This window comes from Pseudomonas sp. NPDC087342 (assembly GCF_044744265.1).
Taxonomy (GTDB): domain Bacteria; phylum Pseudomonadota; class Gammaproteobacteria; order Pseudomonadales; family Pseudomonadaceae; genus Aquipseudomonas; species Aquipseudomonas nunensis.
The window spans coordinates 1-22,348 of the sequence record NZ_JBIUXZ010000031.1; the positions used below are offsets into that span (position 1 = coordinate 1).

Annotated in this window: 26 protein-coding genes; 15 read left to right on the forward strand and 11 right to left on the reverse strand. The window is 59.4% G+C overall.

The genetic code is table 11. The features are described 5' to 3' along the window. From ACIOYV_RS30585 to ACIOYV_RS30605, 5 genes are all read left to right on the forward strand, one after another. Window positions 1-299, forward strand: a 299-nt coding sequence (locus ACIOYV_RS30585; protein WP_401329838.1) for a PhoH family protein, incomplete at its 5' end; no start/stop codon positions are given. A gap of 236 nt (window positions 300-535) precedes the next feature. After that, window positions 536-1,009, forward strand: a complete 474-nt coding sequence (moaC, locus tag ACIOYV_RS30590) for a cyclic pyranopterin monophosphate synthase MoaC (RefSeq protein ID WP_054049711.1) — start codon at window positions 536-538, stop codon at window positions 1,007-1,009. Beyond that, entirely contained in the window at window positions 1,006-1,248 is a 243-nt protein-coding gene (gene moaD / locus ACIOYV_RS30595) for a molybdopterin converting factor subunit 1 (protein WP_401329841.1), read from the forward strand. The genes moaC and moaD overlap by 4 nt, the downstream gene beginning before the upstream one ends. 2 nt (window positions 1,249-1,250) lie before the next feature. Then, window positions 1,251-1,703, forward strand: coding sequence for a molybdopterin synthase catalytic subunit MoaE (gene moaE, locus ACIOYV_RS30600; protein ID WP_401329844.1), 453 nt, complete (start codon window positions 1,251-1,253; stop codon window positions 1,701-1,703). Between the two features lie 306 nt (window positions 1,704-2,009). Beyond that, window positions 2,010-2,786, forward strand: coding sequence for an ABC transporter substrate-binding protein (locus ACIOYV_RS30605; protein WP_401329847.1), 777 nt, complete (start codon window positions 2,010-2,012; stop codon window positions 2,784-2,786). A gap of 106 nt (window positions 2,787-2,892) precedes the next feature. On the opposite strand, the gene ACIOYV_RS30610 is transcribed toward ACIOYV_RS30605, so the two are convergent. The 5 genes from ACIOYV_RS30610 to ACIOYV_RS30630 all read right to left on the reverse strand — a co-directional run bounded on the left by ACIOYV_RS30610 (window position 2,893) and on the right by ACIOYV_RS30630 (window position 8,177). Continuing rightward, on the reverse strand, window positions 2,893-3,519 hold the full coding sequence (locus ACIOYV_RS30610) for a transcriptional regulator (protein WP_054049704.1): 627 nt from the start codon (window positions 3,517-3,519) through the stop codon (window positions 2,893-2,895). 89 nt (window positions 3,520-3,608) lie between these two features. Beyond that, window positions 3,609-4,736, reverse strand: a complete 1,128-nt coding sequence (locus tag ACIOYV_RS30615) for an NAD(P)/FAD-dependent oxidoreductase (protein WP_401329851.1) — start codon at window positions 4,734-4,736, stop codon at window positions 3,609-3,611. Between the two features lie 138 nt (window positions 4,737-4,874). After that, entirely contained in the window at window positions 4,875-5,822 is a 948-nt protein-coding gene (locus tag ACIOYV_RS30620; protein ID WP_401329854.1) for an ornithine cyclodeaminase family protein, read from the reverse strand. A gap of 126 nt (window positions 5,823-5,948) precedes the next feature. Then, complete coding sequence (gene rhlB / locus ACIOYV_RS30625; protein WP_401329857.1) at window positions 5,949-7,436, reverse strand: ATP-dependent RNA helicase RhlB; 1,488 nt, start codon at window positions 7,434-7,436, stop codon at window positions 5,949-5,951. Window positions 7,437-7,520: 84 nt separating this feature from the next. After that, window positions 7,521-8,177, reverse strand: coding sequence for an alpha/beta hydrolase (locus tag ACIOYV_RS30630; RefSeq protein WP_290024628.1), 657 nt, complete (start codon window positions 8,175-8,177; stop codon window positions 7,521-7,523). A gap of 468 nt (window positions 8,178-8,645) precedes the next feature. Between ACIOYV_RS30630 and ACIOYV_RS30635 the strand changes: the two genes are divergently transcribed. From ACIOYV_RS30635 to ACIOYV_RS30650, 4 genes are all read left to right on the forward strand, one after another. Continuing rightward, window positions 8,646-9,677 (forward strand): amino acid ABC transporter substrate-binding protein, encoded by a 1,032-nt coding sequence (locus tag ACIOYV_RS30635; protein ID WP_054049693.1) that lies wholly within the window; start codon window positions 8,646-8,648, stop codon window positions 9,675-9,677. 65 nt (window positions 9,678-9,742) lie between these two features. Next, window positions 9,743-10,924: an amino acid ABC transporter permease gene (locus ACIOYV_RS30640; RefSeq protein WP_054049690.1), complete on the forward strand. Its 1,182-nt coding sequence runs from the start codon at window positions 9,743-9,745 to the stop codon at window positions 10,922-10,924. A 10-nt stretch (window positions 10,925-10,934) separates the two neighbouring features. After that, the gene (locus ACIOYV_RS30645) at window positions 10,935-12,032 is read left to right on the forward strand and encodes an amino acid ABC transporter permease (RefSeq protein ID WP_054049688.1); all 1,098 of its coding nucleotides are present in this window, start codon (window positions 10,935-10,937) and stop codon (window positions 12,030-12,032) included. 10 nt (window positions 12,033-12,042) lie between these two features. Then, window positions 12,043-12,807: an amino acid ABC transporter ATP-binding protein gene (locus ACIOYV_RS30650; protein ID WP_003171943.1), complete on the forward strand. Its 765-nt coding sequence runs from the start codon at window positions 12,043-12,045 to the stop codon at window positions 12,805-12,807. 58 nt (window positions 12,808-12,865) lie between these two features. On the opposite strand, the gene ACIOYV_RS30655 is transcribed toward ACIOYV_RS30650, so the two are convergent. Both ACIOYV_RS30655 and ACIOYV_RS30660 read right to left on the reverse strand, forming a co-directional pair. Further along, window positions 12,866-13,348 (reverse strand): type II toxin-antitoxin system MqsA family antitoxin, encoded by a 483-nt coding sequence (locus tag ACIOYV_RS30655; RefSeq protein WP_401329862.1) that lies wholly within the window; start codon window positions 13,346-13,348, stop codon window positions 12,866-12,868. Beyond that, window positions 13,345-13,656, reverse strand: a complete 312-nt coding sequence (locus ACIOYV_RS30660; RefSeq protein WP_163908592.1) for a type II toxin-antitoxin system MqsR family toxin — start codon at window positions 13,654-13,656, stop codon at window positions 13,345-13,347. Before ACIOYV_RS30660 ends, ACIOYV_RS30655 begins: the two co-directional genes overlap by 4 nt. 166 nt (window positions 13,657-13,822) lie before the next feature. Between ACIOYV_RS30660 and ACIOYV_RS30665 the strand changes: the two genes are divergently transcribed. The 5 genes from ACIOYV_RS30665 (at window position 13,823) to ACIOYV_RS30685 (ending at window position 17,730) form a co-directional block, all read left to right on the forward strand. Then, window positions 13,823-14,482: a FadR/GntR family transcriptional regulator gene (locus ACIOYV_RS30665; RefSeq protein WP_401329865.1), complete on the forward strand. Its 660-nt coding sequence runs from the start codon at window positions 13,823-13,825 to the stop codon at window positions 14,480-14,482. Then, the gene (locus tag ACIOYV_RS30670; protein WP_401329868.1) at window positions 14,472-15,779 is read left to right on the forward strand and encodes a CynX/NimT family MFS transporter; all 1,308 of its coding nucleotides are present in this window, start codon (window positions 14,472-14,474) and stop codon (window positions 15,777-15,779) included. Before ACIOYV_RS30665 ends, ACIOYV_RS30670 begins: the two co-directional genes overlap by 11 nt. Window positions 15,780-15,890: 111 nt before the next feature. Next, window positions 15,891-16,361 carry a nuclear transport factor 2 family protein gene (locus ACIOYV_RS30675; protein WP_123405522.1) on the forward strand — a complete coding sequence of 157 codons (471 nt, stop codon included), beginning with the start codon at window positions 15,891-15,893 and terminating at the stop codon, window positions 16,359-16,361. A gap of 40 nt (window positions 16,362-16,401) precedes the next feature. After that, the gene (locus ACIOYV_RS30680) at window positions 16,402-16,710 is read left to right on the forward strand and encodes a GIY-YIG nuclease family protein (protein ID WP_054049676.1); all 309 of its coding nucleotides are present in this window, start codon (window positions 16,402-16,404) and stop codon (window positions 16,708-16,710) included. Window positions 16,711-16,794: 84 nt separating this feature from the next. Then, on the forward strand, window positions 16,795-17,730 hold the full coding sequence (locus ACIOYV_RS30685) for a glutathione S-transferase family protein (RefSeq protein WP_401329872.1): 936 nt from the start codon (window positions 16,795-16,797) through the stop codon (window positions 17,728-17,730). 177 nt (window positions 17,731-17,907) lie between these two features. Here ACIOYV_RS30685 and ACIOYV_RS30690 read toward each other — a convergent pair whose 3' ends face one another. Continuing rightward, window positions 17,908-18,258, reverse strand: coding sequence for a glutaredoxin family protein (locus tag ACIOYV_RS30690; RefSeq protein ID WP_401329875.1), 351 nt, complete (start codon window positions 18,256-18,258; stop codon window positions 17,908-17,910). Beyond that, complete coding sequence (yejK, locus tag ACIOYV_RS30695) at window positions 18,258-19,262, reverse strand: nucleoid-associated protein YejK (protein WP_054049670.1); 1,005 nt, start codon at window positions 19,260-19,262, stop codon at window positions 18,258-18,260. Before yejK ends, ACIOYV_RS30690 begins: the two co-directional genes overlap by 1 nt. Before the next feature lie 395 nt (window positions 19,263-19,657). On the opposite strand from yejK, the gene ACIOYV_RS30700 reads away from it, so the two are divergent. Beyond that, entirely contained in the window at window positions 19,658-19,939 is a 282-nt protein-coding gene (locus ACIOYV_RS30700) for an HU family DNA-binding protein (protein WP_007905514.1), read from the forward strand. A 201-nt stretch (window positions 19,940-20,140) separates the two neighbouring features. Here the strand turns inward: ACIOYV_RS30700 and rlmF are convergent, their stop codons facing one another. Further along, window positions 20,141-21,160, reverse strand: a complete 1,020-nt coding sequence (rlmF, locus tag ACIOYV_RS30705; RefSeq protein WP_163908603.1) for a 23S rRNA (adenine(1618)-N(6))-methyltransferase RlmF — start codon at window positions 21,158-21,160, stop codon at window positions 20,141-20,143. Window positions 21,161-21,407: 247 nt separating this feature from the next. Continuing rightward, window positions 21,408-22,348, reverse strand: a 941-nt coding sequence (locus ACIOYV_RS30710; RefSeq protein WP_401329880.1) for a class I tRNA ligase family protein, incomplete at its 5' end; no start/stop codon positions are given.

Consider the following 22,348-nt stretch of genomic DNA (forward strand, 5'->3'; position numbering starts at 1 on the left):
AGTTCAAATGCCTCAACTACATCCGGGGTCGCAGCTTCCTGCAGAGCCTGTTTTTGATCGATGTATGCCAGAACCTCTCGCCGCACCAGATGAAATGCTTCATCACCCGTGCCGGCGCCGGTTCCAAAGTGGTGTGCCTGGGCAACCTGGCGCAGATCGACACCCCTTACCTGTCCGCGACCAGCTCCGGGCTGACCTACCTGACCGAACGCTTCAAAGACTTCCCGAATGGTGTGCACATCACCCTGCAAGGGGTGCCTCGCTCGATCCTGGCCGAATACGCCGAATCGCATCTGTAACTGCATCAGACAAACCGGGCGGCCTTCTCAGGTCGCCCGGTTTTTTTTTTGCGAACATAAAACCTGTAGGAGCGAGGCTTGCCCGCGAAGACGTCGGCACATCCAGCATCAACGTGACTGATACACCGCCTTCGCGGGCAAGCCTCGCTCCTACAGGGGGCATCAATCCAATAATCAAACGTGCGGAAAATTGACCCGCAGGTTTACAATCGACGCTCCTGATCAGGAGTAAACCTGTGCTGACTCATCTCGATTCTCAAGGTCGCGCCAACATGGTCGACGTCACTGAAAAAGCCGTGACGTTCCGTGAGGCGACGGCCCAAGCGCTGGTGCGCATGCTGCCCGAAACCCTGCAGATGATCGTCAGTGGCGGTCACCCGAAAGGTGACGTGTTCGCCGTGGCGCGCATTGCCGGCATCCAGGCCGCGAAGAAAACCAGCGACCTGATTCCCCTGTGCCACCCGCTGATGCTCACCGGCGTCAAAGTCGAGCTCAGTGCCGAAGGCGACGACACCGTGCGCATCGTCGCGAAGTGCAAGCTGTCCGGGCAGACCGGCGTCGAGATGGAAGCCCTGACCGCTGCCAGCGTCGCGGCGCTGACCATCTACGACATGTGCAAGGCTGTGGATCGCGGCATGACCATCGAAAGCGTGCGCCTGCTGGAGAAACTCGGCGGCAAGAGCGGGCATTTCCAGGCGGACCCGTCATGAACATTACGGTGAGGTTTTTTGCCCGCTACCGTGAAGCGCTGGGTGTGGACTCAATCAAGGTTGAAGGCCATTTCGCCACGGTGGATGACGTGCGTGCTCTGCTGGCCCAGCGCGATGGCGCTGATGTGTTGAGCGAACAGAACCTGATGTGCGCGCGCAACGAAGACCTTTGCCAACTCGACGAGCCAGTGGTCGATGGCGATGAAGTGGCGTTCTTTCCGACCGTGACCGGGGGCTGAGCATGGCGATTCGCGTGCAATCCACGGCGTTCGATCCGGGTGCCGAAGTCAACGCCATGCACGCTGCCAATGTCGGCGTCGGCGCGGTGGTGAGTTTTGTCGGCTACGTGCGCGACTTCAATGACGGGCTCGACGTCGCCGGGATGTTTCTCGAGCACTACCCGGGCATGACCGAGAAGGCGTTGGGCAAGATTGCCGTCGAGGCCGAACAGCGCTGGCCGCTGCTCAAGCTTGAGGTGCTGCACCGCATCGGCGCGCTGGAGCCGGGTGAGCCGATCGTCTTCGTCGGCGCCGCCAGCGCCCACCGCCAGGCCGCGTTCGATGCCTGCGCGTTTGTCATGGACTACCTGAAAACCCGTGCGCCGTTCTGGAAGAAAGAAAACACCAGCGACGGTCCGCGTTGGGTGGAAGGGCGGGACAGCGATCATGCGGCGGCGGATCGCTGGAAGGCGTAATTATTCAGTGCGCTCAAGGTCGCCTTCGCGGGCAAGCCTCGCTCCTACAGGATTGACGTCGATCACGTATTTTGTTGACGACATTAACCCTGTAGGAGCGAGGCTTGCCCGCGAAGAGGCCATCCGCAACCCATAAAATCCCCCAGACTCACCGCCCGACCAGAGGCTCGGAAGATCCTCTCACGCCCGATTGACGGTTTATACATAAAAGTCCAGTATGGAATTATAAGTACAAAAAAGGCGTTCCCCACGTTTCCGTTCTTTCTTCTGTCTTGCCAAACCAACAACAACCGCGAGAAAACGAACATGAAGAAATTCCCCCTCATCACCGGTCTGGCCCTGAGCCTGTTAGCGTGCAGCTCAGCGTTCGCCGCCGATAAAACCCTGCGCATCGGCATCGAAGCAGCGTATCCGCCGTTCGCGTCCAAGACCGACAAGGGCGAGATCGTCGGTTTCGACTACGACATCGGCAATGCCCTGTGCGCGCAGATGAAGGTCAAGTGCGTCTGGGTCGAAGGTGAGTTCGATGGCCTGATTCCTTCCCTGAAAGTGAAGAAAATCGACATGGCGCTGTCGTCCATGACCATCAACGAAGACCGCAAGAAGTCGGTGGATTTCACCCACAAGTATTACTTCACCTCGTCACGCCTGGTCATGAAGCAAGGCGCGGTGGTGGATGACCAATACGCCAGCCTCAAAGGCAAGACCATTGGCGTGCAGCGCGCCACCACCACCGATCGTTACGCCACTGAGGTTTTCGAGCCGAAGGGCATCAACGTCAAGCGCTACGGCAACAACGAAGAAATCTACATGGACCTGGCCGCCGGCCGTCTCGATGCGATTTTTGCCGACACCATCCCGCTGAATGATTTCCTGTCGATGCCGCGCGGCGCCGGTTACGCGTTTGTCGGTCCGGAGCTCAAGGATCCGAAGTACGTGGGCGAGGGCGCCGGGATTGCGGTGCGCAAGGGTAATGCGGAGTTGGTCAGCGAGTTGAACACGGCCATCGATGGCATTCGTGCGAGTGGCGAGTACCAGAAGATTTCCGACAAGTATTTCAAGTCGGACATTTACGGCGATTGATAGACCGCTTTCGCGAGCAGGCTCGCTCCCACATTGGAATGCATTTCCCCTGTGGGAGCGAGCCTGCTCGCGAAGGGGCCCGACCTAACAACACCGGTCCAAATGCCTAACCCTTCAATTCCTTCAAATGCTTGTACACCGTCGCCCGCCCCATGTTCAGCACGTTGGCCACATAGTTGGAGGCGCTTTTGCCTTTGAACGCGCCTTCAGCGTGCAGCGCCAGCACCAGCTCGCGTTTGTGGTCGCGACTCAGCACATTCAGGCTCAACTGACGTTCGCGCAGCCAGGCATGCAGGAACGTGTTGATCCGCTCCTGCCAGTCATCGCGAAACAGTGAGTCCGGTTGCGGGATCAGCTTGGTCGGCGACAGGAACAGATCCAGCGCGGCCTTGGCATTTTCGAACAGCGAAATATTCAGGTTAATGCACAGCACCGCCAACGGATGGCCGTCGCTGTCACGCAGCACGCTGCTGAGGCTGCGAATCTTCTGACCGTCCCAATTGAGCTTTTCGTACGGCCCGATGTTTCGTTCGCTGACGTCGTCGCTGAGCATGTCCTCGAGCGCCGCGTCATCGCCGATTTCCCGCTTCGACAGGTTGTTGGCGATGTAGTCGATTTTTTGCGTGCGCAGATCGTGCAGCACCACCTCGGCGTGAGGAAAGAACAGCGTGGCGATGGCGTCGGCGATCGCTCGGAAGTTGTCCAGCGCCGGGTCTTTTTCAGGTGCATTCATACAGGGAGCTCCAGGCAACGTCAGCGCCCCATCAGGCAGGGCGCTGGAAGTTTGCCGCAATCGTGGCGGCACGTCACCCAAGTCCGCGCTCAAGCCAGGCGCGCCGGAGAGAGCATCGCAGCATCGAGGCCGAAACGGCTCAGCTGTTCCGGCAAGGCTTCACCGCGCACCAGCGCAGCGCTGGCCTGGCCCATGGCCGGCGACGTCTGGATGCCGTAGCCACCTTGCGCCGCGACCCAGAATAGCCCCGGTACCTGGGTATCGAAACCGGAAAGCAAGTCGCCATCAGCCACGAAACTGCGCAAACCGGCCCAGGTGCGGGTCGGGCGGCGGATGGACAGGGTGGTGGCTTCTTCGATCTGGTAGATGCCCATGGCGATGTCCAGTTCTTCGGCCTGCACGTCGTGGGGCTCCACCGGGTCGGCGTTGGCGGGCGAGCCGAGGAACATGCCGGCGTCGGGCTTCATATAGAAGGATTCGTCGAGCGCCACCAGCATCGGCCAATGATGGATGTCTACGCCCTCGGGGCCGGCGAAGATAAAGGCTGCACGGCGCTTCGGTTGCAGGCCCAAAGGCGTGGCACCGGCCAGCTCGCCGATCTTGTCGGCCCAGGCGCCAGCGGCGTTGATGATCACGGGCGCGGTGAAAGTCTGTCCGTTGGTTTGTACCTGCCATTGGCCTTCGGCGTCACGGCTCAGGCTCAGCACTTCGCTGTCGGTATGCACTTCGCCCTTGTTGCGCTTGATGCCGCGCAGATAACCCTGGTGCAGGGCGTCGGTGTCGATGTCGCAAGCGGTCGGGTCGTAGAGCGCGCCATGGACTTTTTCCCGGCGCAGGATCGGCAGGCGCGCGCAGGCTTCTTCGGCGCTAAGCAGTTGCATCTCCGGCACCGTGGCTTTGGCGCTCAGGTATTGATTGTTCAGCTCGGCCGGGTCGCCGGTGAAATCCACGGTCATCTCGCCGCGCGGGGTCAGCAGCGGGTGATCGCAGAAACCGCTGGGCGGGGCGTCGAAGAAGTCGCGGCTGGCCTGGGTCAATGCGCGCACTTGCGGCGTGCCATAGGCGGCGGTGAACAGCGCGGCGGAACGTCCGGTGGAGTGATAAGCCGGATGGGTTTCGCGCTCCAGCACAATGACGCGCCCGTGCTGCGACAGCCAGTAACCGGTGGAGGCGCCGGCAATCCCGCCGCCGATGATGATGAAATCTGCCTGGCTCATGAACGTCTCCTGAGAAGGTCGTAAATAATGTTCCTCTGTAGGAGCGAGGCTTGCCCGCGAAAGCGGTATGTCAGTCGACATCATCGGTGGATGTCAGAACGCATTCGCGGGCAAGCCTCGCTCCTACAGGGGGGAATGTCAGCGCTGCAGTTGGTACAGGGCATTCGCCAACGCAATGTCTTCCAGGCCCAAACCAATGGAGCGGAAGAATACGTGGCGGTCATAACCGGGACGTTGCACTTTTTCGCTGAGCAGATCGGGCAAGTCGCCGATGATCGCGTTCTTGTCCCAGCCATGTTGCTCACCGGCAATCAGCATTTCACCCGCCGAACCTGGAGTGGTCTGACGATAGTCGCAGAACACCTGCATGTCGTTGAGGCTCTGGGGCGGCACTTCGTGGGCCCGTGGCGCGTTGGTGCTGATCGAGGTGATGAGTGCCGGTTTGCTCAGCGTCGATGGATCAATCACAGGTCCCGCGGACGAGGTGCAGAGCATGATCACATCCGCGTCCTGAATCGCCGCTTCGCGACTGTCGACGAGGGTCAGCCGTGAATCGAGGCTTTTGATTTGCGCCAACGCTTCGGGAGCCAATTCGCTCAAGCCTGGCGAATACAGGCTGATATTCTGCCAGTCCCGCAGATCCTTGACGTAGTGCACGTGTGCCTGGGCCACTTTTCCGCTGCCAATAATCGCCAGGCGCCGGGCGTTCAACGGGGCGAGGGCATCGACCGCCACAGCGGTGGTCGCGGCGGTGCGGGCGGTGGTCAGCTCGCCGGCATCACAGAGCAACAGCGGCTGGCCGGTTTGCATCGACATCAACAGCGTCCACGCCGTCACCAGCGGACCTTGCTCGCGCACGATATAAGGCGAAGTCTTGACCCCGTACACGCCGTCCTCCGCCAGCACACCCAAGTAGTTGATGAAGTCGCCAGCGCCTTGAGGGAACTCCACCAGTTGCTGCGCCGGTTGCACGGCTTGCCCGGCGGCCAGGTCACGGAACAGCTTGTGCAGGATCTGCGGCACATCGACCTGTGCCAGCAACTCGCGGGCCTGAAGTTGATTGATCACGTAAGGCGTACTGGACATGTTCGGCTCCGGGCGCTGAAAGTAAACTAATTTGTCTATTATGGACTTTTAGTTGTCTTGAGCAATCTCCAGACGTAAAAAAAGCGCAGTCCGTTGCCGGCTGCGCCTCTTTTTGATGCGCCTGAGTTAAGGGCGCTTACGCTCAACCGCCCGCAGTAGATGCGTCGGTGGCGTTTCACAGCTGATTTTGCGACCCAGCAGCGCTTCGATAGACGGTAGCTGGTAGGAGTCGTCTTCACCGGCGAAGCTGATGGACACGCCATCAGCACCCGCGCGACCGGTACGACCGATGCGGTGCACGTAGTCGTCCGGGACTTCCGGCAGGGTGAAGTTGATCACGTGGCTGATGCCGTCGATGTGGATACCACGACCGGCGACATCAGTGGCCACCAGCACGCGGATCTTGCCTTCGCGGAAACCTTCGAGGGTCTTGATGCGCTTGTGCTGCGGCACGTCGCCGGACAGTTGCGCGGCGTTGACGCCATCGCGCACCAGGCGCTCTTCGATGCGGCGCACTTCATCCTTGCGGTTGGCAAAGACCATCACCCGCTCCCAACCATTGTCGGTGACCAGGTTGTAGAGCAGTTTGTATTTGTCGGCACCGGCCACGGCGTAGATGTGTTGCTCGACGTTTTCGCTGGCCACGTTCTGCGACTCGATCTCGACGATCGACGGGTCGGTGGTCCATTGCTTGGCGAGGTTCATCACGTCTTCGGTGAAGGTCGCGGAGAACAGCAGCGTCTGACGCTCGTTCTTCGGCGGGGTCTGGCGAATGATCTGACGCACTTGTGGGATAAAACCCATATCGAGCATGCGGTCGGCTTCGTCCAGGACCATGACTTCGACCATGTCCAGGTGCACGTCGCCGCGCTGGTTGAAGTCCAGCAGGCGGCCCGGGGTGGCGACGAGGATGTCGCAGTGACGGGCTTCGAGGTGCTTGAGCTGCTTGTCGAAGTCCATGCCGCCAACAAACGTCATGACATTGAGGCCGGTGTACTTGGTCAGGTCGGCGGCGTCCTTGGCGATCTGCACCACCAGTTCGCGGGTCGGCGCGATGATCAGCGCCCGCGGTTCACCCATGTAGCGTTCCTTGGGCGGCGGGGTTTCCAGCAACTGGGTGATGATCGAAATCAGGAACGCGGCGGTTTTGCCGGTGCCGGTCTGGGCGCGACCGATGGCATCTTTGCCGGCCAGGGTGAAACCGAGGACTTGCGCCTGGATCGGCGTGCAGTACGGAAAGCCCAGGTCCTGAATGGCGTGCATCAGTTCAGGGGCAAGCTTGAAATCGTGGAAACGGGTTTTGCCTTCCAGCGGCTCGACGGCGAAATCTTCGAGCTTCCAGGGAATGACCGGGGCCTTTGGCTTCGGTTCGCGACGCGGTTTTGCAGGTTTCGGCGCTTCGCTGAGCAGTTGCTCGGCAGCGATTGGCTCGACAGGTAGGGCGGCCGGTGTGGTCACCGGCTCTTGTTTCGGTGCCGCTGCGGCTGCGGTCCGGCCAGGCTGACGACCGTCGGTGCGGTGGCTGGGGGTGTGAGACGGAGCGCTGGCGACTGGCGCGAGCTGCTCAGTCTCGCTTTTACCGAACATTTTTTTGAGTGCTTTGAGCACGGTCATCTCATCAATTGGTTAAGGAATGTACGCCGGCCAGTGTAATGCAAGAATCAGGCGCGGCGTAGCGGGATGATCAAAGGATAGGTTTTAACGCAAGCGCTCTGCGAGCCAAGTGCCAATATCGCGAATTTCTTCGGGTAACACTTCGTGGCCCATTGGGTATTCCTGCCATGTCACGGTGACACCACGCTGCTTTAAATGCTCATAAGCGCTACGGCCCATGGCGTTTTGCACAACGTCATCGTACTGACCGTGCAGGCATAGCACAGGAATGCGCTGCTGGCTGGCTGAAAGCTCCAATTCATCGCTGAACGTCGGTGCATAAGTAGACAGGGCAAGTACCCCACCCAGCGCTCCCTGCCATTTCAGGAAAGCGCTGTGCAGCACCACGGCGCCGCCCTGGGAAAACCCGGCGAGAAAGATGCGCGAGGCGTCTATTCCGCTGGCCTTCTGCTCTTCGATCAGCTCGATAACCATTTCTGCCGACTCATCCAGCTGCTCGCGGCTGATGGCGCGCGCCGGGTTCATGGCCAATATGTCGTACCAGCTCGGCATCTCGTAGCCACCATTAATGGTGACCGCGCGGGTCGGCGCCTGGGGCAGGACGAAGCGGGTGGTCAGCAGGGTTTCCTGCAGCGCTTCGGCCACCGGCAGAAAGTCATAGCGATCGGCGCCCAGGCCGTGCAGCCAGATAACGCAGGCGTCTACGGGCTTGCCGGGCTGGAGAATCAAGGGCTGGGTCATGTCTGCTCCAATTTTGTGCGTGCGCTCTCATTGAGTGCGTGATCCGAGTGCGCGTCAGGTTGATCAGTTAAGAAGATGTCGCAAGGCTACAAGTTTTGCTATTGACCTGTCGCTGAATCGCTTGAGCGAGCGGTGTGGTACGGGGTTTGCTATGGGGAAACCTGTGCAACCAATCTCGCGCCTGGCGGTAACACTATCAGTGTACTGCTGACGACGGGATAGCAAAGAATCCGGTGATGGATGTTCGCCAGTGGCCGTTACGGGCTTAGCGAACGTGAAAGGGCTACAGCCCGTTCGGCCGATTGGTGAGAAGTGAGTTGTCCATGATATGGATTTTCTCCTACTAGACTCATAGCTAAGGTCCTACGTCGGTTGACCCCAAAAAAAGCCAACACGGGTCAACAACGCCTCAAAAGGGTGCGACGGGACTCTCGCTCCGACACAACAAGAGCAAAACTGGAGGTTTGAATGAAAATGTTGAAATCCACCCTGGCTATCGTGACTGCAGCCGCAGTGCTCGGTGTCAGTGGGTTCGCTCAGGCGGGTGCAACCCTGGATGCAGTGCAGAAAAAAGGTTTCATTCAGTGCGGCGTGAGTGACGGTCTGCCGGGTTTCTCGGTTCCGGACTCCACCGGCAAGATCCTCGGGATCGACGCTGACGTCTGCCGCGCTGTGGCAGCCGCTGTTTTCGGCGACGCCACCAAGGTCAAGTTCAGCCAGTTGAACGCCAAGGAGCGTTTCACCGCGCTGCAGTCCGGCGAAATCGACATTCTTTCGCGTAACACCACCATGACCAGTTCCCGTGACGCGGGCATGGGCCTGAAATTCCCTGGCTTCATTACTTATTACGACGGCGTCGGCTTCCTGGCCAACAGCAAGCTGGGCGTGAAAAGTGCCAAGGAACTGGACGGTGCAACCATCTGCATTCAAGCCGGTACTACCACCGAGCTGAACGTTTCCGACTACTTCCGCGCCAACAACCTGAAATACACCCCGATCACTTTCGACACCTCCGATGAAAGCGCCAAGTCGCTGGAATCCGGTCGTTGCGACGTGCTGACCTCTGACAAATCGCAGCTGTACGCACAGCGCAGCAAACTGGCTTCGCCAAAAGACTACGTGGTTCTGCCAGAAACCATCTCCAAAGAACCACTGGGTCCAGTCGTACGTAACGGCGACGACGAGTGGCTGGCGATCGTTCGCTGGGTTGGCTACGCACTGCTGAACACCGAAGAAGCCGGTATCTCTTCGAAAAACGTTCTGGCTGAAGCCAAGTCCACCAAGAACCCGGACGTTGCCCGTATGTTGGGTGCTGACGGCGAATACGGCAAAGACCTGAAACTGCCGAAGGACTGGGTCGTCAAGATCGTTTCCCAAGTCGGTAACTACGGCGAAATCTTCGAGAAAAACCTCGGCAAAGGCACTCCGCTGGAAATCGACCGTGGCTTGAACGCCCTGTGGACCAACGGCGGCATTCAATACGCACCACCAGTGCGCTGATGGTTCTGTCACCCGGTGGGCCAACCACCGGGTGATGTTCTGTTCCATTATTTCCGGGGCACTTCATGCAAAAATCAATCGGCGCACCAAAGCAGAGGCTCAGCCTCAGCGATCCGAAAGTGCGTGCGTGGCTATTTCAGATCATCACGATTGTCGCGGTCGTCGCGATGGGCTGGTATCTGTTCGACAATACGCAAACCAACCTGCAACACCGGGGCATTACCTCCGGCTTCAGTTTTCTGGATCGCAGTGCCGGGTTCGGCATCGCTCAACACCTGATCGACTACACCGAATCGGACACATATGCCCGGGTGTTTGTCATCGGTCTGCTCAACACCCTGCTGGTGACTGTCATCGGCGTGGTTCTGGCAACCATCCTCGGCTTCATCGTCGGCGTGGCACGGCTGTCGCCGAACTGGATCATCAGCAAGCTGGCGACGGTTTACGTGGAAGTCTTCCGTAACATTCCGCCGCTGCTGCAAATCCTGTTCTGGTACTTCGCGGTGTTCCTGACCATGCCAGGGCCGCGGGCCAGCCATAACTTTGGCGACACTTTCTTCGTCAGCAGCCGTGGCCTGAACATGCCGGCCGCGCAAATGGCGGACGGGTTCTGGGCGTTCGTGGTCAGTGTCGTGGTGGCTATCGTCGCTATCGTGCTGATGGCTCGCTGGGCCAACAAGCGCTTCGAAGCGACCGGCGTACCGTTCCACAAGTTCTGGGTCGGCCTGGCGCTGTTCCTGGTGATCCCGGCGCTGTGCGCGCTGGTCTTCGGTGCTCCGCTGCACTGGGAACTGCCGAAGCTGCAAGGCTTCAACTTTGTCGGTGGCTGGGTACTGATCCCGGAACTGCTGGCGTTGACCCTGGCCCTGACCGTGTACACCGCGGCGTTTATCGCCGAGATCGTGCGTTCGGGCATCAAGTCGGTCAGCCACGGCCAGACCGAAGCGGCGCGCTCCCTGGGGCTGCGCAACGGTCCGACCCTGCGCAAGGTGATCATCCCGCAAGCCCTGCGCGTGATCATCCCGCCACTGACCAGCCAATACCTGAACCTGGCGAAGAACTCCTCGCTGGCGGCCGGTATCGGTTATCCGGAAATGGTCTCGTTGTTTGCCGGTACGGTGCTGAACCAGACCGGGCAGGCGATCGAGGTGATTGCGATCACCATGAGCGTGTACCTGGCGATCAGTATCAGCATTTCCCTGCTGATGAACTGGTACAACAAGCGCATTGCGCTGATCGAGCGGTAAGGAAAAGCGCATGAGTACTCATACTTTCAAGCCTGACATGCCTCCACCGAGCAGTAGCATCGGTGTCGTGGCATGGATGCGCGCCAACATGTTCTCCAGCTGGATCAACACGCTGCTGACCCTGTTCGCGTTCTATCTGATCTACCTGGTGGTTCCACCGATCCTCAGTTGGGCGATCATCGACGCCAACTGGGTCGGCACCACCCGCGCCGACTGCACCAAGGAAGGCGCCTGCTGGGTGTTCATCCAGCAGCGTTTTGGCCAGTTCATGTACGGCTACTACCCGGTGGACCTGCGCTGGCGCGTGGACCTGACCGTGTGGCTGGCGGTCATCGGCGTGGCACCGTTGTTCATCTCGCGCTTTCACCATAAAGCCGTGTATGGCCTGAGCTTCCTGGTGCTGTACCCGATCATTGCCTGGTGCCTGTTGCACGGCGGCGTCTTCGGCCTGACCCAGGTGGCGACCAGCCAATGGGGCGGCCTGATGCTGACCCTGGTGATCGCTACTGTCGGTATCGCCGGTGCGTTGCCGCTGGGGATCGTCCTGGCGCTGGGTCGTCGTTCCAACATGCCGGCGATTCGGGTGGTCTGCGTGACCTTCATCGAATTCTGGCGCGGCGTGCCGTTGATCACGGTGCTGTTCATGTCCTCGGTGATGCTGCCGTTGTTCCTGCCTGAAGGCATGAACTTCGACAAACTGCTGCGGGCGTTGATCGGCGTGATCCTGTTCCAGTCGGCCTACGTGGCCGAAGTGGTGCGCGGTGGTCTGCAAGCGATCCCTAAAGGTCAGTACGAAGCGGCCGCAGCGATGGGTCTCGGTTACTGGCGCAGCATGGGCCTGGTGATTTTGCCGCAAGCCCTGAAGCTGGTGATCCCCGGCATCGTCAACACCTTCATTGCGCTGTTCAAGGACACGAGCCTGGTGATCATCATCGGCCTGTTCGACCTGCTCAACAGCGTCAAGCAAGCCGCCGCCGACCCGAAATGGTTGGGCATGGCGACCGAAGGCTATGTGTTTGCGGCCCTGGTGTTCTGGATTTTCTGTTTTGGTATGTCCCGCTACTCCATGCATTTGGAACGTAAGCTGGACACTGGCCACAAGCGTTAGGAGTTAAGTGATGAGCGAAGCGATCAAGCAGCCTGTGAGCCCTGAAGGCATTATTCAGATGCAGGGTGTAAACAAGTGGTACGGCCAGTTCCACGTGTTGAAAGACATCAACCTGAACGTCAAGCAGGGCGAGCGTATCGTCCTGTGCGGCCCGTCGGGTTCCGGCAAATCCACCACCATCCGTTGCCTCAATCGCCTGGAAGAACACCAGCAGGGTCGCATCGTGGTCGATGGTGTGGAACTGACCAACGACCTCAAGCAGATCGAAGCGATCCGCCGTGAAGTTGGCATGGTGTTCCAGCACTTCAACCTGTTCCCGCACCTGACCATCCTGCAGAACTGCACGTTGGCGCCGATGTGGGTGCGCAAGATGCCGAAACGCAAGGCTGAAGAAATCGCCATGCACTACCTGGAACGCGTACGCATTCCGGAGCAGGCGCATAAATTCCCGGGCCAACTGTCCGGCGGTCAGCAACAGCGTGTGGCGATTGCCCGTGCCCTGTGCATGAAACCGAAAATCATGTTGTTCGACGAACCGACTTCGGCACTCGACCCCGAGATGGTGAAAGAGGTGTTGGACACCATGATCGGCCTGGCCGAAGACGGCATGACCATGCTCTGCGTGACCCACGAAATGGGCTTCGCCCGCACCGTGGCGAATCGCGTGATCTTCATGGACAAAGGCGAAATCGTTGAACAAGCGGCGCCGAATGACTTCTTCGATAACCCGCAGAATGATCGGACCAAGTTGTTCTTGAGCCAGATTTTGCATTGATGCAAGGCTGACTGGTAAGACAAACCCGGCCACGCGCCGGGTTTTTTATGTGCGTTGTTCAGGACACAGTGAGCGTTTCATGCTCTTTGTGAACGATGTCCTTGAAACCTCTCAAGTCTGCGCCTTCGCCCAAGCTTCGCGCATCGGTGAGCAAATGTGGGTAGCGATCAAGCAAGCGCATCAGCACCATCAATGCCTTGGGGGGAAGCAGTTCGCCGCGCTCGTAACGAGAAAACGCGTTGTGTCCGCCTCCGGACAACAGCAGAACCGCTTCTTTTTGCGACAGGTGCAGTTTGCGGCGGATACGCTTCATCTCGTTGCCAATCATTTGTCTGCCAGCAAGAACCAACTCGTCGCAGGCATCCGAATAGCGCTCCGAGCAGTCGGGGTCGAGTATGACCTCCCCGCATGCCTGGCACTCCCATCCAGACAAATCATCAACGCGGCGCTCCATGCCTTTCACGCTCATGGTTTCAGCGCGGCCTTCGAAGTGCCGCATGCCTTCAGGTGCCCCGCAACTGAAACATTGTTTGGTGTTCATGGGTTTTTCTCCTTGAAGGAGATCACCGGAGGTTCACTGCCTGAGCAATAAGTGACCTTGATGTAAATCTCCTGATCGTGCGAAGTGATGTGGTAAACGTCTTGCCAAACCCGATGATTGCTATAGGTCGTCATCGATTTGTACAACATCCTGCTGTGTAATTCGAAAATGACGTCCTGCATTTCCTCGAGGGTGAAACCCAGGTCTCTGCCGTTTCTCCGTGCGGTCATGGTGAAAGCGTTTTTTCCACGCCGCCTGACGTCCTCCTTGATCACCGCCAAGTTGTAGTGGGGTGTGTTCTTTTCCATAAGAAGCCGTAAACCCTATCCCTGAAATTACCCTTAAAGGGTAATTTTGACCAATCGAAAATCCCTCTGAATGTTGCTGCTTTGACGGTAGGCGGTTGCCGTCCTACACGGAGCTGACTAACATGTCAGAAAATTCATCCTATGATTGGATGAAAGGGCGAATCCCATGTCAGACATTTTTCCACTCGTTAAGCGATCCCTGGTCGATCAGGCCCTGGACCAGTTGCGCCTGCGCATTACCCAAGGCGTCTGGGCCGTCGGCCAGCGTTTACCCACCGAGCCGGAGCTGTCCGCCGAGCTCGGCATCAGCCGCAATACCGTGCGCGAAGCCATGCGCGTGTTGGCGTTTTCCGGGTTGATCGAGATCCGCCAGGGCGACGGCAGTTACCTGCGGGCGGTGATCGATCCGCTCGACACCATGAAAGCCTTGTCGCAATGCACGCATGAACAGGCCCGGGAAACCCGGCACATCCTGGAAGTCGAGGCCATTGGCCTGGCTGCATTGCGCCGCACTGACGAAGACTTGGTCGCATTGCGCGAAGCCTTGGGTGTCAGCGGTAGTCATTACCACGGCGATCTCGACAGCTACATCGCCTGCGACCTGGTGTTCCACCGCCGTCTGGTGGACGCCGCGCACAATCCGACCCTCAGCGAGTTGTATCGCTACTTCTCGAGCATCGTCGGCGCGCAATTGCGCCAGAGCCTGAACATTTTTCCGCGACGCCAAGAGGTGTTCGATCTGCATATCGAACTGCTGGATGCCGTCGAGCAACGCGACCCGGAACGGGCCAAAGCCCTGTCGAGGCAGTTGATCAATGAACCTTGAAACCGAGAATTCCATGCCTGCCAATCCCAGCAACCCCCCGCAACCCAAGCGCACGGCGGAGCTCGAAGAGCTGCTGATCGATGCCGAGGCCGATGACGAACAGGTCCAGCAAAGTCACCCGATTCTGCGACGGCCATGGCTGTTGCTGCTGGGGCTGATCCTGGTGGCGCTGAACCTGCGCCCGGCGCTGTCGAGCATGGCGCCGATGCTCAGCGAGGTGTCGAAGACCCTCGGTTTATCGGCGGCTGAAGCCGGTTTGCTGACCACGTTGCCGGTGCTCTGCCTCGGTTTGTTCGCGCCACTGGCGCCGCTCCTGGCCCGGCGCTTTGGCGCTGAACGCGTGGTGTTGGGGATTTTGCTGGTGCTGGCCGGCGGGATCATCCTGCGCAGTTCCTTCGGTGAAATCGGCCTGTTTGCCGGCAGTGTGTTGGCCGGGGCCAGCATCGGTGTGATTGGCGTGTTGCTGCCCGGCATCGTCAAACGCGACTTCCCGAAACAGGCCGGCACCATGACCGGTGTTTACACTATGGCCTTGTGCCTGGGCGCGGCGATGGCGGCGGGGGCGACCGTGCCGTTGAGCGAACATTTCGACAAGAGCTGGGTGCTGGGCCTGGGTTTCTGGGCGGTGCCGGCAGTGGTCGCGGCGATTTTCTGGTTGCCGCAAGTGGGGCAGAAACACGGTTCGCATAACGTTGCCTATCGGGTTCGCGGTCTGTTGCGCGATCCATTGGCCTGGCAAGTGACGCTTTATATGGGCCTGCAATCGTCCTTGGCCTACATCGTGTTCGGCTGGTTGCCGTCGATCCTGATCGGCCGCGGACTGACGCCGACCCAGGCGGGTCTCGTACTCTCGGGTTCGGTGATCATTCAGTTGGCCAGCTCGTTGGCTGCGCCGTGGCTGGCAACGCGCGGCAAAGACCAGCGACTGGCGATTGTCATCGTGATGTTGCTGACCCTCGGCGGCTTGTTCGGTTGCCTCTACGCACCGATCGAAGGTCTGTGGGGCTGGGCAATCCTGCTGGGCCTGGGGCAGGGCGGCACGTTCAGTCTGGCGTTGACCTTGATCGTGTTGCGCTCGCGGGATTCCCACGTGGCTGCCAACCTGTCGAGCATGGCCCAGGGCTTCGGCTACACCTTGGCGTCGATGGGGCCGTTTGCCGTCGGCATCGTCCACGACTTGACCGGCGGCTGGAACGCGCTGGGCTGGATCTTCGGCATCATCGGTCTCGGCGCGATCATCGCCGGCCTCGGCGCCGGGCGCTCGCTGTACGTTCAGGTGAACAGCGAAAAAGTCTGATTTTCGCACTGCTGGCATTCGGCCCACGAATGCCAGTGGCCTTGTGTGTATTTGCAGACTATCGTGCAGGCAATCTTTTGTAGCCATTTTGAAAATGCAGGGAGCCTGCCCATGAGCGATGCCCACAACGCCTTGATCACCCGTTTCTACCAGGCTTTTCAGCGCCTGGATGCCGAGGCGATGGCCGCTTGCTACACCGATGACGTGGTGTTCAGTGATCCGGCGTTCGGTGAGTTGCGCGGCCGCGATGCCGGTGACATGTGGCGCATGCTCACGACCCGTGCGAAAGACTTTTCCCTGACCTTCGATAACGTGCGCAGCGATGAGCGCACCGGCGGCGCCCATTGGGTGGCGACGTATCTGTTCAGCCAGACCGGCAATATCGTGGTCAACGACATCCAGGCGCGTTTTGTGTTTCGCGATGGCAAGATTTGCGAGCATCACGACAGCTTCGACCTGTGGCGCTGGTCGCGTCAGGCGCTGGGCACCAAAGGTCTGTTGTTGGGCTGGACGCCGCTGGTGCGCAACGCCGTTCGCGCCCAGGCCTTGAAGGGGCTGAAGGCATTCCAGGCCAGTCGCTGATAAGATCGCGGCTTGTTTCCTTTCAAGCCTTGATCGTCACGTGAACACCCTGAGCGAATCTCCCGTCCTTGCCGTCGAACCGATGCCTGCCAGCAAACCCTGGTTCGTCTACCTCGTTCGCGCGGCCAATGGTTCGCTCTATTGCGGGATCAGCGACGATCCGGTGCGCCGCTTTGCCAAGCACCAAAGCGGCAAGGGCGCGCGGTTTTTCCTTTCCAGCCCGGCCATGGCGCTGGTCTACACCGAAGTCTGTCGCGATAAAAGCGAAGCGCTGCGCCAGGAACGGTTGATCAAGAAGCTCAAGAAAAGCGCCAAGGAATGCCTGGTGCTGACTTATCAATCTGACTGATAAGTTCCCATCAGGCGGACCCGTAGGCCGCCCACCGTTTGCGCGCTAAGCTGCCAGCTCCTTATCCGAGCGGCGGAGCCGAGCATGTCAGAGTTGATTCTTCACAATTACCCGACGTCACCCTTCGCCGAAAAGGCCCGCCTGCTGTTGGGGTTCAAAGGGTTGTCGTGGCGCTCGGTGAAGATCTCGCCGGTGATGCCGAAACCTGACCTGACCGCGCTGACCGGTGGCTACCGCAAGACGCCGGTGTTGCAGATCGGTGCCGATATTTATTGCGATACCGCATTGATCGCCCGGCGCCTGGAGCAGGAAAAAGCCTTGCCGGCGTTCTTTCCGGAAGGCCAGGAAATGATCGCCGCGACCTTCGCGACGTGGGTGGATTCGGTGGTGTTCCAGCATGCGGTGAGCCTGGTGTTCCAGCCGGAATCAGTCGCGGTGCGCTTCGGCAAGTTGCCGCCGGAAGCGATCAAGGCGTTCCTGGCTGATCGCGCCGGGTTATTCAGCGGTGGCAGTGCGACGAAGTTGTCGGCGGAACAGGCGCTGCACCAGTGGCCGACGATCATGGGGCGCCTCGAATTGCAGCTTCAACGTGAGCAGGGTGATTTCCTGTTCGGCGAGCCATCGATTGCCGATTTTTCCCTGGCGCATTGTTTGTGGTTTCTCAAGGCGACGCCTGTCACTGCGCCATTGGTTGATGCGTATCCGGCGGTGTCGGCGTGGTTCGGGCGGGTCATGGGGTTTGGTCATGGTGCGTTCAGCGAGATGACCGCCGAAGAGGCGCTGGAGGTATCACGTAATGCCACGCCCGCTGCGTTGCCGGATGAAGCGTTCGACGAGCCTAACGGCTTTGAGGCGGGCCAGCAGGTGGTGATCGCGGCGACCGATTATGGCTGTGATCCGGTCGCGGGTGAGCTGGTGTTTGCGGGGCGTGAGGAATTGATTTTGCGGCGTGAGGATGAACGTGCGGGTGTGGTGCATGTGCACTTTCCGCGATTTGGATTTCGTATCGAAGCGAAGTAACTCACGCCGCCGATGCCTTGTCATGCAAAAACCTGTTGCGAGGGGGCTTGCCCCCGTTCGGCTGCGAAGCAGTCGTAACTCCTCTGGATGTGATGGTCGCCTAGGAATGCTGGGGCCGCTTCGCGACCCAACGGGGGTAAGCCCCCTCGCCACAGGGAGTTGCCGGAGGCAAACAGGTTATTTCAGGGCCGCGAGAATCTCATCCGGGTCATACCCGCGAATCAGCGTCCCGTTCACATCGATCAACGGTATCCCGCGCCCGCCCAGCGCTTCATAGGCCTTGCGCGCCACGGCATCCTTCTCGATATCGTATTCCTTGTACGGAATGCCTTTCTGATCGAGAAAGCGCCGTGTCAGCTTGCAGTAGCCGCACCAGTCAGTGGCGTAGAGCACGACATTGGCCTTGGCCTGGGTCTGCTCGGACACCACCTGCGCCGGGTGGAGGTAGCGCTCGATCTTGCCCCAGTTCTGGTAAACCGCGACCACCAGCAGGATCAGCAGGAATTTCTTCAGGATGCCGTTGAGCATCAGTTGCGTCGCTTGAGCTGGTCGGTGAGTTGGGTCGGCAAGCCCTTGATGATCAGCGTGCCGGCTTCTTCGTCGTATTCGATCTTCGAGCCCAGCAGGTGCGCTTCAAAGCTGATGGACAGGCCTTCGGCGCGCCCGGTAAAGCGGCGGAACTGGTTGAGGGTGCGCTTATCCGCCGGAATCTCCGGGGAGAGGCCGTAATCCTTGTTGCGGATGTGATCGTAGAAGGCCTTCGGGCGTTCTTCGTCAATCAGCTCGGAGAGTTCTTCCAGGCCCATCGGTTCGCCGAGTTTGGCCTGGCTGCTGGCGTAATCCACCAGGGTCTTGGTCTTCTCGCGGGCGGATTCTTCCGGCAAATCTTCGCTTTCGACGAAATCGCTGAAGGCCTTGAGCAAAGTGCGGGTTTCGCCGGGGCCATCGACGCCTTCCTGGCAGCCGATGAAGTCGCGGAAATACTCCGAAACCTTTTTCCCGTTCTTGCCTTTGATAAACGAAATGTACTGCTTGGACTGCTTGTTGTTCTGCCACTCGGACACGTTGATCCGCGCCGCGAGGTGCAACTGGCCGAGGTCCAGGTGACGCGAGGCGGTCACGTCGAGTTCTTCGGTCACCGCAACGCCTTCACTGTGGTGCAGGAGCGCGATGGCCAGGTAATCGGTCATGCCCTGCTGGTAATGCGCAAACAGCACGTGGCCGCCCACAGAGAGGTTCGACTCTTCCATCAGCTTTTGCAGGTGTTCCACCGCCACACGGCTGAACGCCGTGAAATCCTTGCCGCCGTCGAGGTATTCCTTCAGCCAGCCGCTGAACGGATGCGCCCCGGACTCGGCATGGAAGAAACCCCAGGCCTTGCCTTGTTTGGCGTTATAGCTCTCGTTGAGGTCGGCGAGCATGTTCTCGATGGCCGTGGACTCCGCCAGTTCGGAGTCGCGAGCATGAAGAACTGCAGGTGTGCCGTCGGGTTTTTTGTCGATCAGGTGGACGATGCAATGACGGATCGGCATGGGCTTCTCGGCTGATTGAAGAGAGGAGGGCGTGCTCCCCCAAAAAGTGCCAAGTGTACCGCAACCACTGGTTTTGGCGCGGCTCGAAGGGTAAATCCCGAGTTCAGAACGGCCCTTATGCAGTTTTTTCCAGGTTTAGAGCAATAAAGCTGACCAAATGGGTAGCTAGAGGCGGATATTTCCCCGTCTCTGTGCTAGTTTTGCCCGGTCTTACGCGAAGTCACTGCGTTAAGCGTGCATTCAGCATTTGTCAGGTCGAACCAAACCCTGATTTCGGTATCTATTACCCCGACTCGTCGCGGTTATGGCCGAGGGTGCCAGATCCAGAAGATCGGGCTCGATGGCTGACACTGCACTCTGCAATCCATATGAATTTGATAGGGAAGGAACACTACATGGCTCTTACTAAAGACCAACTGATCGCCGACATCGCTGAAGCTATCGACGCGCCAAAAACCACCGCGCGTAACGCTCTGGACCAACTGGGCCAAATCGTTGCCGATCAGCTGGAAAACGGCGGCGAAATCACTCTGCCAGGTATCGGCAAACTGAAAGTGACCGAGCGTCCTGCCCGTACCGGCCGTAACCCTTCGACTGGCGCTGCCATCGAAATCGCTGCCAAGAAAGTTATCAAGCTGGTTGTGGCCAAAGGCCTGACCGACGCTGTTAACAAGTAAGACGCAGTAACAAAAAGCCGTGCTCCGGAGCGATCCGGGCACGGCTTTTTTGTGTCTGTGATTTGGTCTTTCAGACACCTCGAAACCAATGTGGGAGCGGGCTTGCTCGCGAAAGCGGTGTATCAGTCACCATTTAAGTTGACTAGGACACTGCATTCGCGAGCAAGCCCGCTCCCACATTTTTTGATCTGTATCTATCAGTTACTTGCGAACCCAGCGCTCGCGCCACACTTGCTGTTCGGACTTGGTCTGGAAGGTCCAGGCCACGAAGCGGCTTTGCTTCTGGCCCTGGGACATTTCCACTACCTGGCTTTCCAGCACGCCAGCCTTTTTCAGTGCAGTCTGGATCGCCGGCAAGTTCGAGGCTTTCGACACCAGCGTGCTGAACCACAGCACTTTGTGCTGGAAGCTCGCGCTCTCGGCGATCAGTTGCGTCACGAAACGCGCTTCGCCGCCTTCACACCACAATTCCGCCGATTGACCACCGAAGTTCAACACCGGCAGTTTGCGTTTTGGATCGGCACGGCCCAAGGCGCGCCATTTGCGCTCGCTGCCCTTGGTCGCTTCGTCCATCGAGGCGTGGAACGGCGGGTTGCACATGGTCAGGTCAAAGCGTTCACCCGGTTCCAGCAGGCCCAGCAGAATGTGCTTGGGATTGCTCTGCTGGCGCAATTGGATGGCCTTGTTCAGCCCGTTGGACTGGACGATGGCTTTGGCGGCGGCCACGGCGGTTGGGTCGATTTCCGAACCGAGGAAGTGCCAGCGGTAATCGCTGTAGCCGATCAGCGGATAAACGCAGTTGGCGCCCATGCCGATGTCGAGCACCTTGACCGGTGCACCACGCGGGATTTCGCCGTCGTTGACGCTGGCCAGCAGGTCAGCCAGGAAGTGCACGTAGTCGGCACGCCCCGGAACCGGCGGGCACAGGTAATCAGCCGGAATGTCCCAGTGAGCCACGCCGTAGAACGACTTGAGCAACGCCCGGTTGAACACCCGCACCGCGTCGGGGCTGGCGAAGTCGATGCTTTCCTTGCCGTACGGGTTGAGGATCACAAACTTCGCCAGTTCCGGCGTGCTTTTGATCAGCTCCGGGAAGTCGTAGCGACCCTGGTGGCGGTTGCGCGGGTGCAGGCTGGCCTTCGGACGGGGTTCCACGGCTTTGGCCGGGGTGGCGGAGTCAGGCTTCTTGCGCGCAGGGCGGGGTGTGCGGGGGGCGTTCATGGGTGTGATCGATTCGGGTATGGCTGAAAGTGGGGGGCATTGTCCCACAGTCGATGGTCCGGCGGGGATCCTGTAGGAGCGAGGCTTGCCCGCGAAGGCCGCGACACGGTCAATCAGATACACCGCGTTACCGTTCTTCGCGGGCAAGTCGGATCGCCGCACCGCTCGCTCCTACAGAGAGCAAAAAAGTGGCGGGCACAAAAAAGGGAGGCCGTTATGGGCCTCCCTTTTTCATTGCGATGTGCCGTTACAGACTGGCAATCCGCGCGTGCTGCTCGGCCAACTTGCCCAAAGCCTGTTCAGCTTCGGCCAGTTTGGCGCGTTCCTTGTCGATGACTTCGGCCGGGGCCTTGTCAACGAAACCGGCGTTCGACAGCTTGCCGCCGACGCGCTGGACTTCGCCCTGCAAACGCAGGATTTCCTTGTCCAGGCGTGCCAGTTCGGCATCTTTGTCGATCAGACCGGCCATCGGCACCAGCACTTCCATCTCGCCCACCAGAGCGGTGGCGGACAGCGGTGCTTCTTCGCCAGCGGCCAACACGGTGATCGATTCCAGACGCGCCAGCTTCTTCAGCAGCGCTTCGTTCTCGGTGAGACGACGCTGGTCTTCGGCGCTGACGTTTTTCAGGAACAGATTCAGCGGTTTGCCCGGGCCGATGTTCATCTCGGCGCGAATGTTGCGCGTGCCGAGCATCAGCGTCTTCAGCCACTCGATGTCATCTTCGGCGCCTTGATCGATGCGCGCTTCATTGGCCACTGGCCAAGGTTGCAGCATGATCGTCTTGCCTTCGATACCGGCCAGCGGCGCGATGCGCTGCCAGATTTCTTCGGTGATGAACGGCATGAACGGGTGCGCCAGGCGCAATGCGACTTCCAGCACCCGAACCAGCGTGCGACGAGTGCCGCGCTGGCGTTCAACCGGAGCATTTTCGTCCCACAGCACAGGCTTGGACAGTTCCAGGTACCAGTCGCAATACTGGTTCCAGATGAACTCGTACAAGGCTTGCGCCGCCAGGTCGAAGCGGAACTGGTCGAGTTGACGGGTGACTTCGGCTTCAGTGCGTTGCAGTTGCGAGATGATCCAGCGATCCGCCAGCGACAGCTCGTAGGCTTCGCCGTTCTGGCCGCAGTCTTCGCCCTTGTCCAGAACATAGCGCGCAGCGTTCCAGATCTTGTTGCAGAAGTTGC

What these genes read in the sequence shown, in the direction of transcription:
- ACIOYV_RS30640 (WP_054049690.1), top strand. Translation starts at nt 9,743, where the DNA reads ATGCAAAAATCAATCGGCGCACCAAAGCAGAGGCTCAGCCTCAGCGAT.
- ACIOYV_RS30630 (WP_290024628.1), bottom strand. Translation starts at nt 8,177, where the DNA reads ATGACCCAGCCCTTGATTCTCCAGCCCGGCAAGCCCGTAGACGCCTGC.
- ACIOYV_RS30655 (WP_401329862.1), bottom strand. Translation starts at nt 13,348, where the DNA reads ATGAACACCAAACAATGTTTCAGTTGCGGGGCACCTGAAGGCATGCGG.
- ACIOYV_RS30635 (WP_054049693.1), top strand. Translation starts at nt 8,646, where the DNA reads ATGAAAATGTTGAAATCCACCCTGGCTATCGTGACTGCAGCCGCAGTG.
- ACIOYV_RS30690 (WP_401329875.1), bottom strand. Translation starts at nt 18,258, where the DNA reads ATGCTCAACGGCATCCTGAAGAAATTCCTGCTGATCCTGCTGGTGGTC.
- moaE (WP_401329844.1), top strand. Translation starts at nt 1,251, where the DNA reads ATGGCGATTCGCGTGCAATCCACGGCGTTCGATCCGGGTGCCGAAGTC.
- rlmF (WP_163908603.1), bottom strand. Translation starts at nt 21,160, where the DNA reads ATGAACGCCCCCCGCACACCCCGCCCTGCGCGCAAGAAGCCTGACTCC.
- ACIOYV_RS30665 (WP_401329865.1), top strand. Translation starts at nt 13,823, where the DNA reads ATGTCAGACATTTTTCCACTCGTTAAGCGATCCCTGGTCGATCAGGCC.
- ACIOYV_RS30605 (WP_401329847.1), top strand. Translation starts at nt 2,010, where the DNA reads ATGAAGAAATTCCCCCTCATCACCGGTCTGGCCCTGAGCCTGTTAGCG.
- moaD (WP_401329841.1), top strand. Translation starts at nt 1,006, where the DNA reads ATGAACATTACGGTGAGGTTTTTTGCCCGCTACCGTGAAGCGCTGGGT.
- ACIOYV_RS30670 (WP_401329868.1), top strand. Translation starts at nt 14,472, where the DNA reads ATGAACCTTGAAACCGAGAATTCCATGCCTGCCAATCCCAGCAACCCC.
- ACIOYV_RS30675 (WP_123405522.1), top strand. Translation starts at nt 15,891, where the DNA reads ATGAGCGATGCCCACAACGCCTTGATCACCCGTTTCTACCAGGCTTTT.
- ACIOYV_RS30685 (WP_401329872.1), top strand. Translation starts at nt 16,795, where the DNA reads ATGTCAGAGTTGATTCTTCACAATTACCCGACGTCACCCTTCGCCGAA.
- ACIOYV_RS30610 (WP_054049704.1), bottom strand. Translation starts at nt 3,519, where the DNA reads ATGAATGCACCTGAAAAAGACCCGGCGCTGGACAACTTCCGAGCGATC.
- ACIOYV_RS30650 (WP_003171943.1), top strand. Translation starts at nt 12,043, where the DNA reads ATGAGCGAAGCGATCAAGCAGCCTGTGAGCCCTGAAGGCATTATTCAG.
- ACIOYV_RS30700 (WP_007905514.1), top strand. Translation starts at nt 19,658, where the DNA reads ATGGCTCTTACTAAAGACCAACTGATCGCCGACATCGCTGAAGCTATC.
- ACIOYV_RS30660 (WP_163908592.1), bottom strand. Translation starts at nt 13,656, where the DNA reads ATGGAAAAGAACACACCCCACTACAACTTGGCGGTGATCAAGGAGGAC.
- ACIOYV_RS30645 (WP_054049688.1), top strand. Translation starts at nt 10,935, where the DNA reads ATGAGTACTCATACTTTCAAGCCTGACATGCCTCCACCGAGCAGTAGC.
- ACIOYV_RS30615 (WP_401329851.1), bottom strand. Translation starts at nt 4,736, where the DNA reads ATGAGCCAGGCAGATTTCATCATCATCGGCGGCGGGATTGCCGGCGCC.
- yejK (WP_054049670.1), bottom strand. Translation starts at nt 19,262, where the DNA reads ATGCCGATCCGTCATTGCATCGTCCACCTGATCGACAAAAAACCCGAC.
- ACIOYV_RS30620 (WP_401329854.1), bottom strand. Translation starts at nt 5,822, where the DNA reads ATGTCCAGTACGCCTTACGTGATCAATCAACTTCAGGCCCGCGAGTTG.
- rhlB (WP_401329857.1), bottom strand. Translation starts at nt 7,436, where the DNA reads ATGACCGTGCTCAAAGCACTCAAAAAAATGTTCGGTAAAAGCGAGACT.